This is a genomic window from Spongiibacter pelagi, assembly GCF_014705705.1.
Classification (GTDB): Bacteria; Pseudomonadota; Gammaproteobacteria; order Pseudomonadales; family Spongiibacteraceae; genus Spongiibacter; species Spongiibacter pelagi.
Map to the genome: position 1 here is coordinate 342,704 of NZ_JACXLD010000001.1, position 13,571 is coordinate 356,274.

Consider the following 13,571-nt stretch of genomic DNA (forward strand, 5'->3'; position numbering starts at 1 on the left):
TAGCTTGTCGAGCTTGCTCAGAAAAGTACCTATAGAGAGTCTTTATGGCATTGTCGTCTATATGCATAGCTTCTGGTGAGTCCGTGAAGGGGACTTGCTATGCGTTCTCATGCACGCAGCTTGCAGACGCGGCAGCCTTGTCGATGTATCTGTTCCACGATCGCACAAAGAAAGATATTTGCGTTTATCAATATGAACAAACGGAATTCAGTGATCAGCTCGGTTCACGAATCGGCGCGGTTTTTGAACAGTTTCTTCAAGGCGGGAAAAATAACTTTTTTTGGAATCGGCTGGGGTCGGGCCGAAAACGAAGAAATCTTGCGACGCTACTGTCGGAATTGCGGCGCTTATATCCTCGGGAAGGCAGCCGCTTATTCGTCTGCGTTTCTTGGAGTGCCTCAGAAGAGTTTACTGCTTTACCTCCAACAAAACAGCGGAAGGTATTAGCTGCATTTAGTGAATGGGCGGCTTCTCAGGGGATACAGCTTCACTTGGTTTTTCTCGGTAGCGCTATTTATCTTGGTGGTGCTGCGCTTGCGGCAAGTAAACTTTCTGGTTTGGCAAAATTTTCAGCGATCTCGGCGGCAAGCTATGAATTGACCGTCGATTTTTGGCTTGCCGCGGAGTCTATTTTCGCTCGTGAGTGGCTTCTGGCTCTAAGCGAGGATCAAACTTGGCAAGTAGAAGAAGTGCGCGCGCACAAGGGTGAAGCAGTTGAGCAGAGAAAGCGAGTAAATAAAACGCGTATCTTTGCCTCCCGAATGGTACTGGGCGATGCAGGAGCGTCTGCGGCGAATATTTTTGCGCGTGTGGCCGAGTCAAATGCCGAGCTTGTAGAAATTGCAAGCAAGGGCGTCGATATTGCGGCTTTTGGTTGTGACAGCAACACGGATTTCCTGAACTTGGCTGAACAAATTCACAGTCTGCGTAAAGTGGCAGAGCCTGGGCTGAGAATTATGGTCAGAGAAATGCGGCCTTATCTACGACACACAGATGAGCAGTTTCTACTACGAGCGGGTGCTGATTTGGTCGTTCCGGCAGCATTAAGTTTTTCCACCTTTTTGGGGCAGCTTTCTGCGCTGAGCAAACTTTATTCTACGCGAGATACCGTCTCTGACTTTACTTTGCTGCGAGAGACATGGCGTCCACCTTTGCAATCGGGTTATACCGATCCAGAGCAGTTTATTGACCATGTTCGCAACGAGTTTGAGCGAGCAACCTATACGGACGTTGAGCACGCACTGGTCGTCCTACGGCCGGCTGAAGGCATACGTGTCAAAGACTGTCTGTCATTGTGTGGGCTCTTTCGTGAGGGTGATCAGGTGACGGCTTCGAGTAAAGGGGTTTACTTGTTTTTCTATGCCTGCCGAGGTGGTGATGTAGATATTGCATTGCGACATAGTTTTTCATTGCCAGCCGATCAATTGTTTAGTCACAGAGACGTCATTGTGATCCAGGACGGCCTCTCATCGATTTTCAGAGAAATTCGAAGCTATGCCGATCTTGAGGAATTCAGTTCGCTGGCCTCTGATCATCAAGGCAATCTGAAGGGATCTCTGGCAGGACAATCCGACAATCTATTGTCGATGGATGCTATCTTGGCTAAACCTTTGATCCTGGAAAGTAGCGAGAAATGATGGACTTGCAAAGTTTGATGATTGTTTTTCTGCTCGGCGCTTTTTTGGGGCTGGCAGCCGGGGTTGCGGGCAAGAAGAGGGTCATAAACTTTCTGCTGCGTCCTTTGCAACGCTTTATCTTGGTACCACGTTATTTAACGCCTTATGAAGTGCCTAAAAATACCCGGTCCTCAGATGGAAAATTAATAGTTAAAGGCACAAGGACTTCGGAACAAAGTAATGCCTGATCACGATCGTGCCGAAGTGGCCAAGATTAAAGGGGAGTCGCTGGGGCAAATTTTGCCAGGACTGTCGCTGTGGAATCTGTATTTTATTGCGAAGTTGATACTCCACTATCAGGGATTTATAGAATTCCATCTGTTGGAAAACCTGGCGTTTTTGGCGTTCTTACTGTTTCCCGTTCAGTCGCTGCTTTTGAAAATTTCCAGACAGATTGCCGCAATTCCTGTTGGACTGTGGCTTTTGCATTACGACTCCTTCCTACCGCCCCTATCTCGTTTAACTGCACAGTTGGAAGAGCTTTCAACGTTTGAGCTCGATTACCTCGTTGAGTTGTTTTTCCGGTTTTTCCCCCCAAGAGTCCTATTGGTGGGTTTTCTTTTATTGGTGGTGTACTACTTTTTTTCTAAGGTCTTCAAACTTACAGCGGTTGTGGTTCTTGCTGTGGCGGTATTCAGTGTTCAACAAGTACAACAGCAACTTCACACTGATTCCGTTAATAAACAAGCTTCGAGTGGGGTAAGCCAGGTTGGGATTAGAGCAATTACCGATGAGCTGCTAAATACAGAGTTGGGGGCTTTCTTTGAGGAGCAGGCAAAAGAGGAAGTGCCGATATCTGTAAAGCAAAGTGCCAACGCCGATTTTGATATTCTTTTTCTCAGTGTCTGCTCGTTGGGGTGGGATGATCTTGAGGTGAGCGGTTATTCAAACCCTGCGTTATTTTCTCGATTTGATATTGTTTTTGACCAATTTAACTCGGTCACTTCCTACAGTGGTCCGGCCTTATTGCGTCTTTCAAAATCCCGTTGTGGTCAGTTGCCACACAAGGGGCTTTATGAAGCGCTTCCACCAGAGTGCAATCTATTTGCCAGCCTGGAAACGCCTGATTTCGAGCAGAGTCTCTTGCTGAATCATAGTGGCAAGTTCGGAAATTTTCTTGAACGGCTACGCAGTTATGGCGGGATTAATGCGACGTTAATGCCACAAGATAATTTAACCGTCACCCAAAAAGATTTTAGCGGGGATTCGATATACAAGGATTATGATGTCTTGTCGAAATGGTGGTCGTACAGGCTTGAAAAGCCGAACTCAAATTTTGTTGCCCTCTATAACACTACGACACTGCATGACGGAAACCGTCTTCTCCAGGGGCCTCGTATCGGCTTGCCAAGCTACAAGTTGCGCATTGATGCCTTGCTTAAAGATTTCAATCGCTTTCTCGACGATCTGGAAAAATCGGGTCGAAATGTATTGGTGGTGTTGATTCCCGAACACGGTGCAGGTTTGCGCGGCGACAAAATGCAGATTTCCGGTATGCGAGAAATTCCCTCCCGCTCGATCACCCATGTCCCGGTTATGGCGAAATTGATCGGCCCCGGTCTGAAACGACAGGGGGATGTGGCACATGTTGATATCCCGACCAGTCACATGTCGATTACACGTTTGCTGGAAAATATCTTTGAACAAAATACGTTTGCTAAAGCCGAGTATTCTGCGGCGGATTTAATTCGAAAGATGCCGGAGTTGAAATGGGTTTCGCAAAATGAAGCGATAACCGTTATGCAGGAAAACAAACAGTTTTATATTTCTCTAGACGGACAAACCTGGTCTAACTACCCGGATTAATTATGCAGCCCGATTTCACGGAGCGTGAGCTTTGAAGATAGATACAAACAGGCTCAAAGCAGAATGGGTATTGTTTCTTTGTGCTCTGGGCTTCCTCAGCAGAATTCCCGTTCCTTTTGATACACATTTTTCGCAGCAAAAGCTGAACGATTCAGCGGTGTATTTTCCTGCGGTTGGATTGTTGATCGCTTTATTGTCCGGCCTGATTTTGCTCCTCAGTCAGGTGTTATTCGGGAGTCTGTTGGTATCGGTATTGTTGTCGATGCTCACTTCTCTGTTATTGACGGGGGCCTTTCATGAGGACGGTCTGGCAGATTGCGCAGATGGCTTTGGCGGCGGCTATGAGCCTGAAAGCGTGTTGCATATTATGAAGGACTCCCGGTTGGGAACCTTTGGCGCTGCCGCTCTGGTATCGGTGTTGGCGATAAAAGCAGCAAGTCTGGCAAGCCTTGGCAGCCCATGGGGCATTGTGTTGGCCCTTTGCTGGGGCCACGTGCTAAGCCGGGGTGTTGCCATCTCTGTTCAACTTGAACTTGGCTATGTTCGAGAGGATGGTAAGGCAAAGCCACTTGCGCAAGGTCTGTCGATAAAGGCTTTTTATTACTCCTTGCTTCCAATGGCTCCTCTGGTCGTTATAGGCATGTTCTCCGCGCTACTTAGTGGCTTCGGGGTCATTTTTCTGATTCTGTCCCTTATTGGGTTTAGAGGCTTTTGGATTTGGTACCTGCGCCGTCGTATAGGAGGGTACACTGGAGATACATTGGGTGCCGCGCAGCAAATATCAGAACTGCTGGTTTATCTCAGTTTTCTGGTATGAATTTCGGTTTTTGAATTAGCTAAATTGCTTCAGCAAGCGTTCAGCTTAAGCATGTTTATATAAGCACTACTTAAAACCTGGATAGCAGGGAGAAGAACAATGGATAAGAGTTTTTTAGTGGGGTTGTTGATTGGTGGTGCCACGCTGGGCAGTGCGGCGGGGATCGCTGCATATAAAAGTGGTGGTGAGTTTGAAGTGAGCCAGCAACCACTTATTGCTGAGGTTATTTCTGCCACACCGATTAAAGAAAGCTATACGGTTTCGCATCAGGAATGTTGGGATGAAGTGGTTGAGGTGCCTGTCGAGCAGCCACAAAACCCAGGTTATCAGGATGAAAATAAAGTGACTGGCACTGCGATTGGCGCGATTCTGGGCGGTATTATTGGTAATCAAGTCGGTGGTGGTTCAGGCAAGAAGCTTGCAACTATTGCTGGTGCAGTGGCGGGTGGTTATGCGGGCCGCAAAGTGCAGGAAGGTATGCAGCAGCCAGATGCCAACGCCATGCCTGAGAGCAAGGTTGAGCAGCGTTGCAAAACGGCTAATGAACAAAAAGAGCGTATTACCGGTTATCAAGTGAGTTATAAAATTGGTGAGGAAACCGGTGAAGTGGTGATGAAAGAAAAGCCGGGTGAAACGCTGCCGGTTGTAAATGGCAAAGTCGTTACCGAAACTCAGCCGCCCCAAGCTTAAGAAAAGCCCTGATTAATTTCTACGGTCGTTAAATTAATCGAGAGCTTTTTAAATCAAAAGTTTTCGAACTTTCGCCATAAAACGGTGGGCTATAAACGCCCGCCGTTTTTCTTTTGTGCCTGAGCAAAAAGTGCCGCCATGGTTCCACCAGCGGAGCCGCTGTTTCCTTTCTGTGAGCCATGATTGTTTCGTGAGGAATTCCCGCGATTGGCTCCAGCGCTGCGGCGAGGGCGGTCGCTTTGGGCGGTTTTCTCCGCTTGATAGTCGCTGGCCTGATCGCCCATACGCATAGACAGGGCAATGCGCTGTCGTTGAATATCCACATCCATCACTTTCACCTTCACAATATCTCCGGCTTTTACGACGGTGTGAGGGTCTTTGACGAAGGTGTCTGACAGCGCGGAGATATGCACCAGCCCGTCCTGGTGAACACCGATATCCACAAAGGCGCCAAAATTGGTGACATTAGTAACTGTGCCTTCCAGCACCATGTCGGCTTCAAGGTCGGATACTTTCTCGATACCTTCTTTGAACTCAGCGGTTTTAAAGTCTGGGCGCGGGTCGCGGCCGGGTTTGTCGAGCTCGCGAATAATGTCGGTGACAGTGGGTACACCAAAGCGCTCATCGGCAAAGTCGCCGGGTTTGAGGGCTTTCAAATATTGGCTGTCGCCGAGCAACTGGGTCACCTGACGGCCGCTATTTGCCACAATTTTTTCAACCACAGAATAAGATTCTGGGTGAACGGCGGAGCTATCAAGTGGATTCTCTCCGCCCATAATGCGGAGGAAGCCTGCGGCCTGTTCAAAGGTTTTGGCGCCAAAACGGCTGATTTCCAATAATTGTTCGCGGCTTTTGAAGGCGCCGTTCTGGTTGCGGAATTCCACAATATTTCCAGACAGGGTTTGGTTAAGTCCTGAAACCCGGGACAGCAGCGCTGGCGACGCGGTATTCACATCGACGCCAACCGCGTTTACACAGTCCTCGACCACGGCTTCCAAACTCTTGGACAGCATGGTTTGTGAAACGTCGTGTTGGTACTGGCCGACGCCGATGGATTTGGGGTCAATCTTCACCAGCTCAGCCAGTGGGTCTTGCAGGCGGCGGCCAATTGAGATGGCTCCGCGAATGGTCACATCAAGATCGGGGAATTCGCGGGCAGCATATTCCGAGGCGGAATAAATCGACGCGCCGGATTCATTGACGATGACGCTGGTACAGCCGAGCTCTGGTTTGCTTTTCAGCAGTGCTTTAACAAAACGTTCTGTTTCACGGCTGGCGGTGCCATTGCCGATGGCGATCAGCTTAACGTCGTGTTGCTGAATTAAATTGAGCAGAATCTTGGCGGACTCAGCGATTTGATTCTGAGGTGGATTTGGGAAGATCGCGCAGTGATCTACCACCTTGCCAGTTGCATCCAAAACAGCAACTTTTACACCGGTACGTAAACCGGGGTCGAGGCCGATGGTGGCTTTTTGGCCTGCTGGGGCCGCGAGAAGCAGATCTTTCAGGTTGCGGGCAAATACATCTATAGCGGCTTTATCCGCCAGTTCGCGTAACTGTCCAAGCAGGTCGGTTTCCAAGTGGGTATAAAGTTTGATGCGCCAGGTCCAACGCACGACTTCTTTTAGCCAGCTGTCAGCCGGACGGCCATGATCTTCGATTTCCCAATGCTTGCCGACCATAATTTCACAGGGAGAGGTGGCGCCGTCTTCTTCGCCGCTCTTGATGCTAAGACCGAGAATACCCTCGTTACGGCCACGGAACATGGCCAACGCACGGTGAGAGGGTGTGGTTTTTAAGGGCTCACAGTGCTCGAAATAATCGCGAAATTTTGCGCCTTCGTTTTCCTTGCCACTCATTACCATGCTGCTGAGGGTGCCGTTGTCCCACAGGTAGGTACGCAACCGCGCCAGCAGGTCAGCATCCTCACTGAAGCGTTCCATCAAAATGTACTTTGCGCCATCCAGTGCAGCTTTAGCGTCAGTGATTGAATGCTCGGCATTCAGATATTTTTCGGCTTCGCTGTTTGGGTCGAGGTCTGGGTTTGCTAACAAGGCGTCGGCCAGTGGTTCCAGTCCAGCTTCGATTGCGATCATGCCCTTGGTGCGGCGCTTGGGTTTATAGGGAAGATAGAGGTCTTCCAGTCGATTTTTAGTGTCGGCAGCGAGGATGTCTCTTTCCAGTTCTGGGGTCAGTTTGTCCTGCTCACGGATGCTGTTCAGAATGGTTTCGCGGCGCTCTTCCATTTCTCGGAGATAGGTTAACCGGGATTCGAGTTCGCGCATTTGGGTATCGTCCAGGCCACCAGTAACTTCTTTCCGGTAGCGGGAGATAAAGGGGACGGTGGCACCTTCGTCGAGCAGGGAGATGGCAGCGTTAACTTGGTTATCTTTGACGCCCAGTTCCTGGGCAATACGACTGGAAATTGAACTCATTGCGCTTGGGTATTCCTAATGCTTCTTTATTCGAGCGAAGCATTATGCAAAAAGATCAGGCCGTGCGGGAGCCTTGACAGACAGGTTTATTCAGACTTTGTGAGTGCTTCAAACAATGCCCGGCTTTCTTCGTAGAAATAGCGGAAATCTTCAGCGAGATAGGGGGCGACCAGCGACATTAACTGGAACACGCCCTGGTGAATCAAAACTTCGTTACTGGCTTCCTGCTGGCGAAGCTGATTGTAGTTTAGCCAGAAGGTTAAATTCAGAGCGACGTTGTCACAGAGGTGCTCAACTCCACCTTCCGAAATTTCAAGAATTTCAGCTTCAATTAATTGGTCGGCAATGGCACGAGCGGCATCGCGCTTCAGCTCCAACAATTTCAGGAAGCGTTTTTTGATGTCTGGATAGCGCTGCAGAATGTCATTGAGGTTGTGATAAAAGTAGCGGTGGTTAAACACCTGTTCAAACACAATATAAAGATAAAACCAGCTGTCTTGAGGATTCAGTACCTTATCAAGCGGTGCTTCAAGAATCTCGGTGAACTCAAGCTCGAAGCCTTTGTACAGCTCGGTAATAATTTGTTCTTTGCCGTGGAAGTGGTAGTAAAGATTGCCGGGGCTGATGTCCAGCTCATTGGCAATATCCACCGTGGTGACATTGGGCTCGCCTTCACTGTTAAACAGGTTGAGGCTGGTCAGCAAAATTTTATCGCGGGTTTTCATCCCTGTCGGTTCCCAATTATCACGGCTTTTTTTGTAGTGGGACTTGGAGTGTAGCGCATTCTTTCGTAAGCGCGGGATTTTGCATCCCTAAAAAACAAAAACGGGCTGTAAAAACAGCCCGTTTAATTAATGCTTTGCTAAAGAAGCTTATTCAGCCGCTTTTTTTGCTGGCGCTTTTTTTGCTGCGGTTTTCTTTACAGCAGTTTTCTTTACCGGTGCTTTTTTAGCAGCTGGAGCAGCGGCAGGCTTGCCGGCTTTGCTCAGCGCATCAACTTTCTTGCTCAGTGCGTCCAGTTTCTTTTCTAAACGACCCAGATCTTCAGCGCTGGCAGTGTGGCCAAAACCGAGGCTGGCACGCATTTTAGAAATGCGCTCTTCGATAGAAGTGCTGGTGCCGAGGTTGCTCACTTCACCCAGTTTTTCGCGGGCTTGTGACTCGAGGTTGCTGCCTTTGCTTACCAGTTCTTGGAACAGGCGGGGAGTTTCTTTGCTGGCTTTTTCGTAGCGCTCTTGAGCTTCGTCATAAGCGCGGCCGTAGGCACCGAGGCCGGCCAGCCAAATGTTTTTGGCCAGATCGCCAGCTTGGCTGGTGACGTCTTTAATGCTTTTTTTATCTTTGCTCATGGTGTTCTCCACAGGGCAAATCCGCCTATCCAGTGCCGATTTATGCAAACAGGATAGAGCAGCGAATTTAAAAAAAGCACGGTGACTTTTGGTACACCGTGCAAAGCATAGGTGTTTAAATCAGCCGGGGCAAAAACACCTTCCGGTATTTAAAGACCTGGGTGGTAAACGATTACGCAGCAGCTTCAGTTTCTTTGCGAGCGATCTTGGCTTTAACTTTTTCCAGACCGGCTTCCAGCTCTTCGCGCAGTTGCTTCAGGCTACCTTCGATGCCTTCGCTTTTGATGCTTTCCAGCTTGCTTTTCACTTCGTCGCGAGACTCTTTCAGTTTGGCAACGATGTCAGCTTTGCTGCTTTCGATTTTGGCTTTGCCTTCTTCCAGCTTGGCTTTGGCATCGCTTTCTACTTTCTCGCCACGAGTTACCAAGCCTTTGAAGATTTCTTCGCGCTTGGTGTAAGTGTCTTTTACTTTGCCTTCAGCTTCTTTGTATTTAGCTTCAGCAGTTTTAACCAATTCTTCGGCTTGCTCGAAAGCGTTACCGGCCAGACCCAGTTGTGCCAGGTAGAAATCTTTGGCCATGTTGCCCGCTTTTTCAAAAGTCGCTTTGATCTCGCTCATCACATCATCCTCATGTTGAGATTTTTGGTGTCCGGTGTTGGTTACCAATCTGAAAGCGAAGATACGGACAAAAATTAGAAATCACATACTAAAACTGAAAAATTGTGCATTACTGGTGCGGAAGGCCGGTGTTCGAGGTGAGAGATTTTGGGGCAGAAATAAAAAAGGCGGCCGAAGCCGCCTTGGAAATTGGAAAACTGCTTACGAGCGTGGGCCCGCTGCAGTAATGTTCTCAGAAACTTCAAATTTTTTGATGTTGTCTTGGAACAGGCGCGCCAGTTTAGCGGCTTCCTGGTCGTAGGCTTCATCGTTGCCCCAAGCTTTACGTGGGTTGATGTATTTTTCGTCAACGCCGGGAATGGCTTTGGGGATAGTCAGGTTCAGAATATCCAGCTCTTCAGTTTCAGTGCCGATCAAAGCGCCGCTTTGCGCTGCCGCAACAACCGCACGGGTTACTGGGATCGGGAAGCGTGAACCAGTACCACCAGCGGCGCCTGAGCCGCCAGTCCAGCCGGTGTTGATCAGGTATACCTGAGAGTCGAAATCTTCAATGCGCTTCATCAGCAGCTCGGCGTATTCGCCAGCAGGACGTGGCATGAATGGCGCGCCGAAACAGGTTGAGAAGGTGGGGTGAATACCCGCTTCTGCACCCAGCTCGGTTGAGCCTACGCGGGCAGTGTAACCACTCAGGAAGTGGAACGCGGCCGCTTCTTTGCTCAGGATGGAGATTGGTGGAATAACACCAGATACGTCACAGGTTAAGAAGATAACGGTCTTGGGTTCGCCAGCGGCGTTTTCAATCACGCGTTTCTCAACGTTTTCCAGTGGGTAGCAGCAGCGACCGTTTTCAGTCAGGCTGGTGTCGTCGTAATCAGCAGTGCGGCTTTGTTGATCGATTACCACGTTTTCAACGATGGCGCCAAAGCGAATCGCGTCCCAAATGATGGGTTCGTTTTTCTGGCTCAGGTTGATGGTCTTGGCGTAGCAGCCACCTTCGATATTGAATACAGAGCCTTTTGCCCAGCCGTGCTCGTCGTCACCAATCAGGTAGCAAGCAGGGTCGGCAGACAGGGTAGTTTTACCGGTGCCAGACAGACCGAAGAACAGAGTGGTTTGACCGTTTTCGTCAACGTTGGCCGAGCAGTGCATTGGCATCACGTCTTTCTCTGGCAACAGGAAGTTCTGCACAGAGAACATGGCTTTTTTCATTTCGCCGGCATAGCGCATACCCGCCAGCAGCACTTTGCGCTGAGCAAAGTTGATGATGACGCAGCCGTCAGAGTTGGTGCCGTCGCGCTCTGGATCACAGACGAAGCCTGCTACGTTCAGAATGGTCCACTCTTCTTTCGCTTTAGGGTTGTACTTGCTTGGGCGTACAAACATATTGCGGCCAAACAGACCTTGCCATGCGGTTTGAGTGTTCACAACAACGGGGATGTAGTGATCTTCGTGTGCGCCAACGTGCAGCTGCGATACAAAGCGGTCGTGCTCGGCCAGATAGTCTTCAACACGGGCCCACAGGGCATCGAATTTGTCCGCGTCGAACGGACGGTTAACGCCGCCCCAATCGATGGCATCGGCAGTTGAAGGCTCTTGCACTACATAGCGGTCAGCCGGTGAGCGGCCAGTGCGCTTGCCGGTGGTTACAACCAGGGCGCCGGTGTCTGCCAGTTGGCCTTCGCCGCGAGCCAGTGATTGCTCGATGAACTGAGCGGGGTTTAGGTTGGTGTATGTGGTGGTCTCAGCACTCATTGATATGTCCTGTCCGAAGTTCGAAAAAATGTCCCTGGAAAGCCCGATTTAGCCGGATGGAAGGAGGGATTCCTTCAGGCGGCTGCTGAAAATGGGGCGCCATTATTACAAAAAATACGGGTTTGCGCTAACCTTTCATTCGCTTTAGTTTTCACAGGCGTTGAAAGGTAAGTGGTTACTAATGTCTAGTGTGATTTTCTGGGCCGCATCCGGCGATCAGTGCTTGCACGTCAATTCCTGAAAAATAATAGCGGCGATGGCAGATTTCGCAGTGGCTTTCTATTTCACCTTGCTCTTCAAGGATGCTAGCCAACTCCGCTTTGCCCAGAGAAACCAGCGCTTTTTCTATGCGCTCTTGGCTGCAGCTACATTGAAAACGCACAGATTCGCCGGGGAATAAGCGTAGTGGTTCCTCGTGATAGAGCCGATACAGCATATCTCCAGCATCGAGTTCTAGCATTTCTTGCGGGCTGGCGGTGTTGGCCAAGGTGACCAAATGCTCCCAGTCATCGGCTTGTTGTTGTGCGCCGGGGAGTTGCTGTAAAAACAGGCCGGCGGCTTTGCCGTTATCGGCGTGCAGCCAAATACGGGTGGCGAGCTGCTCGCTTTGTTCAAAATATTTTTCCAGGCAGGCCGCGAGACTATTGCCCTCAAGGCTGACAATACCCTGATAGCGAACGCCTTTAACCGGGTCGATGGTGATGGCGAGCTGGGCATTGCCCAAGAGTTGATGAAAGTCTTCACTCATCGCCTGATTGGCATCGCGGGCAATGGCGCGGATTTCGCGCTTGGAATTGGCCTCGGCCATAATCAATGGGATTTCACCGTCGCCACGAACTTGAAGTATTAGGCTGCCTTCAAATTTTAGGGTGGCGCTAAGCAGGCCAGCGGCAACCAGAAATTCGCCCAGTAATTTGGCCACACCCGGTGGGTAGTGGTGATTGGCGAGAATTTGCTGGTAGCTTTGTTCGAGCTGCAGGTGTTCGCCGCGAATTTCGCAGTGGTCAAAAATAAAACGGTGCAGGGTGTCGCTCATTGAAATGCCGGGCTCTGAATTTGGAGCGGGGCATTATAGCAAGAGGATGGCTACTGCTGCTGTTCGCGGAAGCGGTGAATTTGTCGGCGTTGCTTTTTATTAGGACGCTCGCCATACAAAATATTTGAGGCGGGCCCCAGTGCTTTGCGCTCTGCTTTTAGGCGTTCACGCTCTTTAATGCTGTCTTCGGTTTCCCGATACAATAATTGCGCCTCTGGTGCGCCCCGCCGTTGGTCTGAAAGAGCGAGCACTTCGACTTCGCGTGTTTCCCGCTCCGTTCGCACATTTAACATGGCGCCGACCTCGACTTCTTTGCTGACTTTGCAGCGCTGGCCGTTGTACTGCACCTTGCCACCCTCTATTGCCTGCTTGGCAATGCTGCGGGTTTTGTAAAAACGGGCGGCCCATAGCCACTTATCGAGGCGTACTTTGTGTGTGTCAGACATGGTTATTGGCTTTTCGCCGGGATCGGCAGTAATTCATCAAAATGCAGAATAGCGGGATAGGGTAATTGTTCGCGCGCCTGCTGGCGGCTGTCCGGTTGGCGGATGGTAATCAAATGACGGATGCCAAATGCCCGCGCGGCATCTAATACCTGAATATTGTCGTCCACTAATAGCGTGCGCTCCGGATCGAAGTGCCAGCGTGATTGCAGGGCTTGCCAGAAATTGGGGTCTTCCTTGGGCATGGCGAGCTCGTGGGAGGTCACAATACGTTCCAGCCAATTGTTCAGGTCAAATTTTTCCAGCTTGATGTCGAGTCCGGCTTGATGGGCATTGGTGACCAGCCAGCTTTCACAGTGACTACCGCGCAGGGCTTCTAGAAACCGAAGGCTGCTTGGTAGTGGATTAATCAGGTGGGCGACTTCCCGCTTGAGCACAGGAATATCAAGCTGCAACTCTCTAGACCAATAGTCTAGGCAGTACCAGTTTAGGGAGCCCTTTTGGGCCATGATTTTGTCGAGCAGGTGGCGGGTTACGGCTTCCAGTTCGCCACCGTGTATTTCGGAATAGCGCTTGGGGAGGTGCTGGGTCCAGAAATAATTGTCGTAGTGGAGATCGAGAATGGTGCCGTCCATATCCAGCAAGACGGTGTCGATGTCATGCCAGTTAAGCATGACACCGTACCCTGCCGGATACGGCGGTCTTAACTGGCGAGGCGTGTGCGAAGAGATCCAAGGCCCACGGCGTCTTTAATTTCAATGACTTCAGCATAGTTCACATTCAGCCACCACTCAGAACGACGCAGACCGGTAGAGGTAATTTGCTGACCCGCACGGTGCGCTTGGTTGAAGATGGAGCTGTTTTGAGTTTCTGTCTGTGCCATTGCTCTAGTCTCTCTAGTTCGGCCCTTGGTGCTTTTAAAGCTAAAAGCAGAAGGGGCAATAATTT

The 13,571-nt window shown here is 50.1% G+C and carries 14 protein-coding genes; 5 read left to right on the forward strand and 9 right to left on the reverse strand.

Translation table 11 applies throughout. From position 1 onward, the window contains the following. The first annotated feature begins 44 nt into the window (after positions 1-44). The 5 genes from IB286_RS01600 (at position 45) to IB286_RS01620 (ending at position 4,989) form a co-directional block, all read left to right on the forward strand. Positions 45-1,637 (forward strand): BcsE family c-di-GMP-binding protein, encoded by a 1,593-nt coding sequence (locus tag IB286_RS01600; protein ID WP_190761906.1) that lies wholly within the window; start codon positions 45-47, stop codon positions 1,635-1,637. Next, a complete protein-coding gene (locus IB286_RS01605) occupies positions 1,634-1,864 on the forward strand; it encodes a hypothetical protein (protein WP_190761907.1) in 231 nt (76 codons plus the stop codon). Before IB286_RS01600 ends, IB286_RS01605 begins: the two co-directional genes overlap by 4 nt. Continuing rightward, complete coding sequence (bcsG, locus tag IB286_RS01610; protein ID WP_190761908.1) at positions 1,857-3,482, forward strand: cellulose biosynthesis protein BcsG; 1,626 nt, start codon at positions 1,857-1,859, stop codon at positions 3,480-3,482. The genes IB286_RS01605 and bcsG overlap by 8 nt, the downstream gene beginning before the upstream one ends. 31 nt (positions 3,483-3,513) lie before the next feature. Beyond that, positions 3,514-4,299 (forward strand): adenosylcobinamide-GDP ribazoletransferase, encoded by a 786-nt coding sequence (locus tag IB286_RS01615; protein ID WP_223826044.1) that lies wholly within the window; start codon positions 3,514-3,516, stop codon positions 4,297-4,299. A gap of 99 nt (positions 4,300-4,398) precedes the next feature. Next, positions 4,399-4,989, forward strand: a complete 591-nt coding sequence (locus IB286_RS01620; protein WP_190761909.1) for a glycine zipper 2TM domain-containing protein — start codon at positions 4,399-4,401, stop codon at positions 4,987-4,989. A gap of 89 nt (positions 4,990-5,078) precedes the next feature. On the opposite strand, the gene IB286_RS01625 is transcribed toward IB286_RS01620, so the two are convergent. From IB286_RS01625 to IB286_RS01665, 9 genes are all read right to left on the reverse strand, one after another. Then, positions 5,079-7,424: a Tex family protein gene (locus tag IB286_RS01625; protein WP_190761910.1), complete on the reverse strand. Its 2,346-nt coding sequence runs from the start codon at positions 7,422-7,424 to the stop codon at positions 5,079-5,081. Between the two features lie 86 nt (positions 7,425-7,510). Then, the gene (locus IB286_RS01630) at positions 7,511-8,149 is read right to left on the reverse strand and encodes a TetR/AcrR family transcriptional regulator (protein ID WP_190761911.1); all 639 of its coding nucleotides are present in this window, start codon (positions 8,147-8,149) and stop codon (positions 7,511-7,513) included. Positions 8,150-8,296: 147 nt separating this feature from the next. Beyond that, positions 8,297-8,773: a phasin family protein gene (locus tag IB286_RS01635; protein WP_190761912.1), complete on the reverse strand. Its 477-nt coding sequence runs from the start codon at positions 8,771-8,773 to the stop codon at positions 8,297-8,299. A gap of 172 nt (positions 8,774-8,945) precedes the next feature. After that, on the reverse strand, positions 8,946-9,392 hold the full coding sequence (locus IB286_RS01640) for a hypothetical protein (protein ID WP_190761913.1): 447 nt from the start codon (positions 9,390-9,392) through the stop codon (positions 8,946-8,948). A gap of 201 nt (positions 9,393-9,593) precedes the next feature. Next, on the reverse strand, positions 9,594-11,144 hold the full coding sequence (locus tag IB286_RS01645) for a phosphoenolpyruvate carboxykinase (protein ID WP_190761914.1): 1,551 nt from the start codon (positions 11,142-11,144) through the stop codon (positions 9,594-9,596). A gap of 178 nt (positions 11,145-11,322) precedes the next feature. Further along, a complete protein-coding gene (gene hslO / locus IB286_RS01650) occupies positions 11,323-12,180 on the reverse strand; it encodes an Hsp33 family molecular chaperone HslO (RefSeq protein ID WP_190761915.1) in 858 nt (285 codons plus the stop codon). A 50-nt stretch (positions 12,181-12,230) separates the two neighbouring features. Further along, a complete protein-coding gene (locus IB286_RS01655; RefSeq protein ID WP_190761916.1) occupies positions 12,231-12,626 on the reverse strand; it encodes an RNA-binding S4 domain-containing protein in 396 nt (131 codons plus the stop codon). A gap of 2 nt (positions 12,627-12,628) precedes the next feature. Then, the gene (gene yrfG / locus IB286_RS01660; RefSeq protein ID WP_190761917.1) at positions 12,629-13,297 is read right to left on the reverse strand and encodes a GMP/IMP nucleotidase; all 669 of its coding nucleotides are present in this window, start codon (positions 13,295-13,297) and stop codon (positions 12,629-12,631) included. A gap of 29 nt (positions 13,298-13,326) precedes the next feature. Further along, the gene (locus IB286_RS01665; RefSeq protein WP_190761918.1) at positions 13,327-13,506 is read right to left on the reverse strand and encodes a hypothetical protein; all 180 of its coding nucleotides are present in this window, start codon (positions 13,504-13,506) and stop codon (positions 13,327-13,329) included. Between the last annotated feature and the right edge of the window lie 65 nt (positions 13,507-13,571).

What these genes read in the sequence shown, in the direction of transcription:
- IB286_RS01630 (WP_190761911.1), bottom strand. Translation starts at nt 8,149, where the DNA reads ATGAAAACCCGCGATAAAATTTTGCTGACCAGCCTCAACCTGTTTAAC.
- IB286_RS01620 (WP_190761909.1), top strand. Translation starts at nt 4,399, where the DNA reads ATGGATAAGAGTTTTTTAGTGGGGTTGTTGATTGGTGGTGCCACGCTG.
- hslO (WP_190761915.1), bottom strand. Translation starts at nt 12,180, where the DNA reads ATGAGCGACACCCTGCACCGTTTTATTTTTGACCACTGCGAAATTCGC.
- IB286_RS01655 (WP_190761916.1), bottom strand. Translation starts at nt 12,626, where the DNA reads ATGTCTGACACACACAAAGTACGCCTCGATAAGTGGCTATGGGCCGCC.
- IB286_RS01625 (WP_190761910.1), bottom strand. Translation starts at nt 7,424, where the DNA reads ATGAGTTCAATTTCCAGTCGTATTGCCCAGGAACTGGGCGTCAAAGAT.
- yrfG (WP_190761917.1), bottom strand. Translation starts at nt 13,297, where the DNA reads ATGCTTAACTGGCATGACATCGACACCGTCTTGCTGGATATGGACGGC.
- IB286_RS01635 (WP_190761912.1), bottom strand. Translation starts at nt 8,773, where the DNA reads ATGAGCAAAGATAAAAAAAGCATTAAAGACGTCACCAGCCAAGCTGGC.
- IB286_RS01605 (WP_190761907.1), top strand. Translation starts at nt 1,634, where the DNA reads ATGATGGACTTGCAAAGTTTGATGATTGTTTTTCTGCTCGGCGCTTTT.
- bcsG (WP_190761908.1), top strand. Translation starts at nt 1,857, where the DNA reads ATGCCTGATCACGATCGTGCCGAAGTGGCCAAGATTAAAGGGGAGTCG.
- IB286_RS01665 (WP_190761918.1), bottom strand. Translation starts at nt 13,506, where the DNA reads ATGGCACAGACAGAAACTCAAAACAGCTCCATCTTCAACCAAGCGCAC.
- IB286_RS01645 (WP_190761914.1), bottom strand. Translation starts at nt 11,144, where the DNA reads ATGAGTGCTGAGACCACCACATACACCAACCTAAACCCCGCTCAGTTC.
- IB286_RS01600 (WP_190761906.1), top strand. Translation starts at nt 45, where the DNA reads ATGGCATTGTCGTCTATATGCATAGCTTCTGGTGAGTCCGTGAAGGGG.
- IB286_RS01640 (WP_190761913.1), bottom strand. Translation starts at nt 9,392, where the DNA reads ATGAGCGAGATCAAAGCGACTTTTGAAAAAGCGGGCAACATGGCCAAA.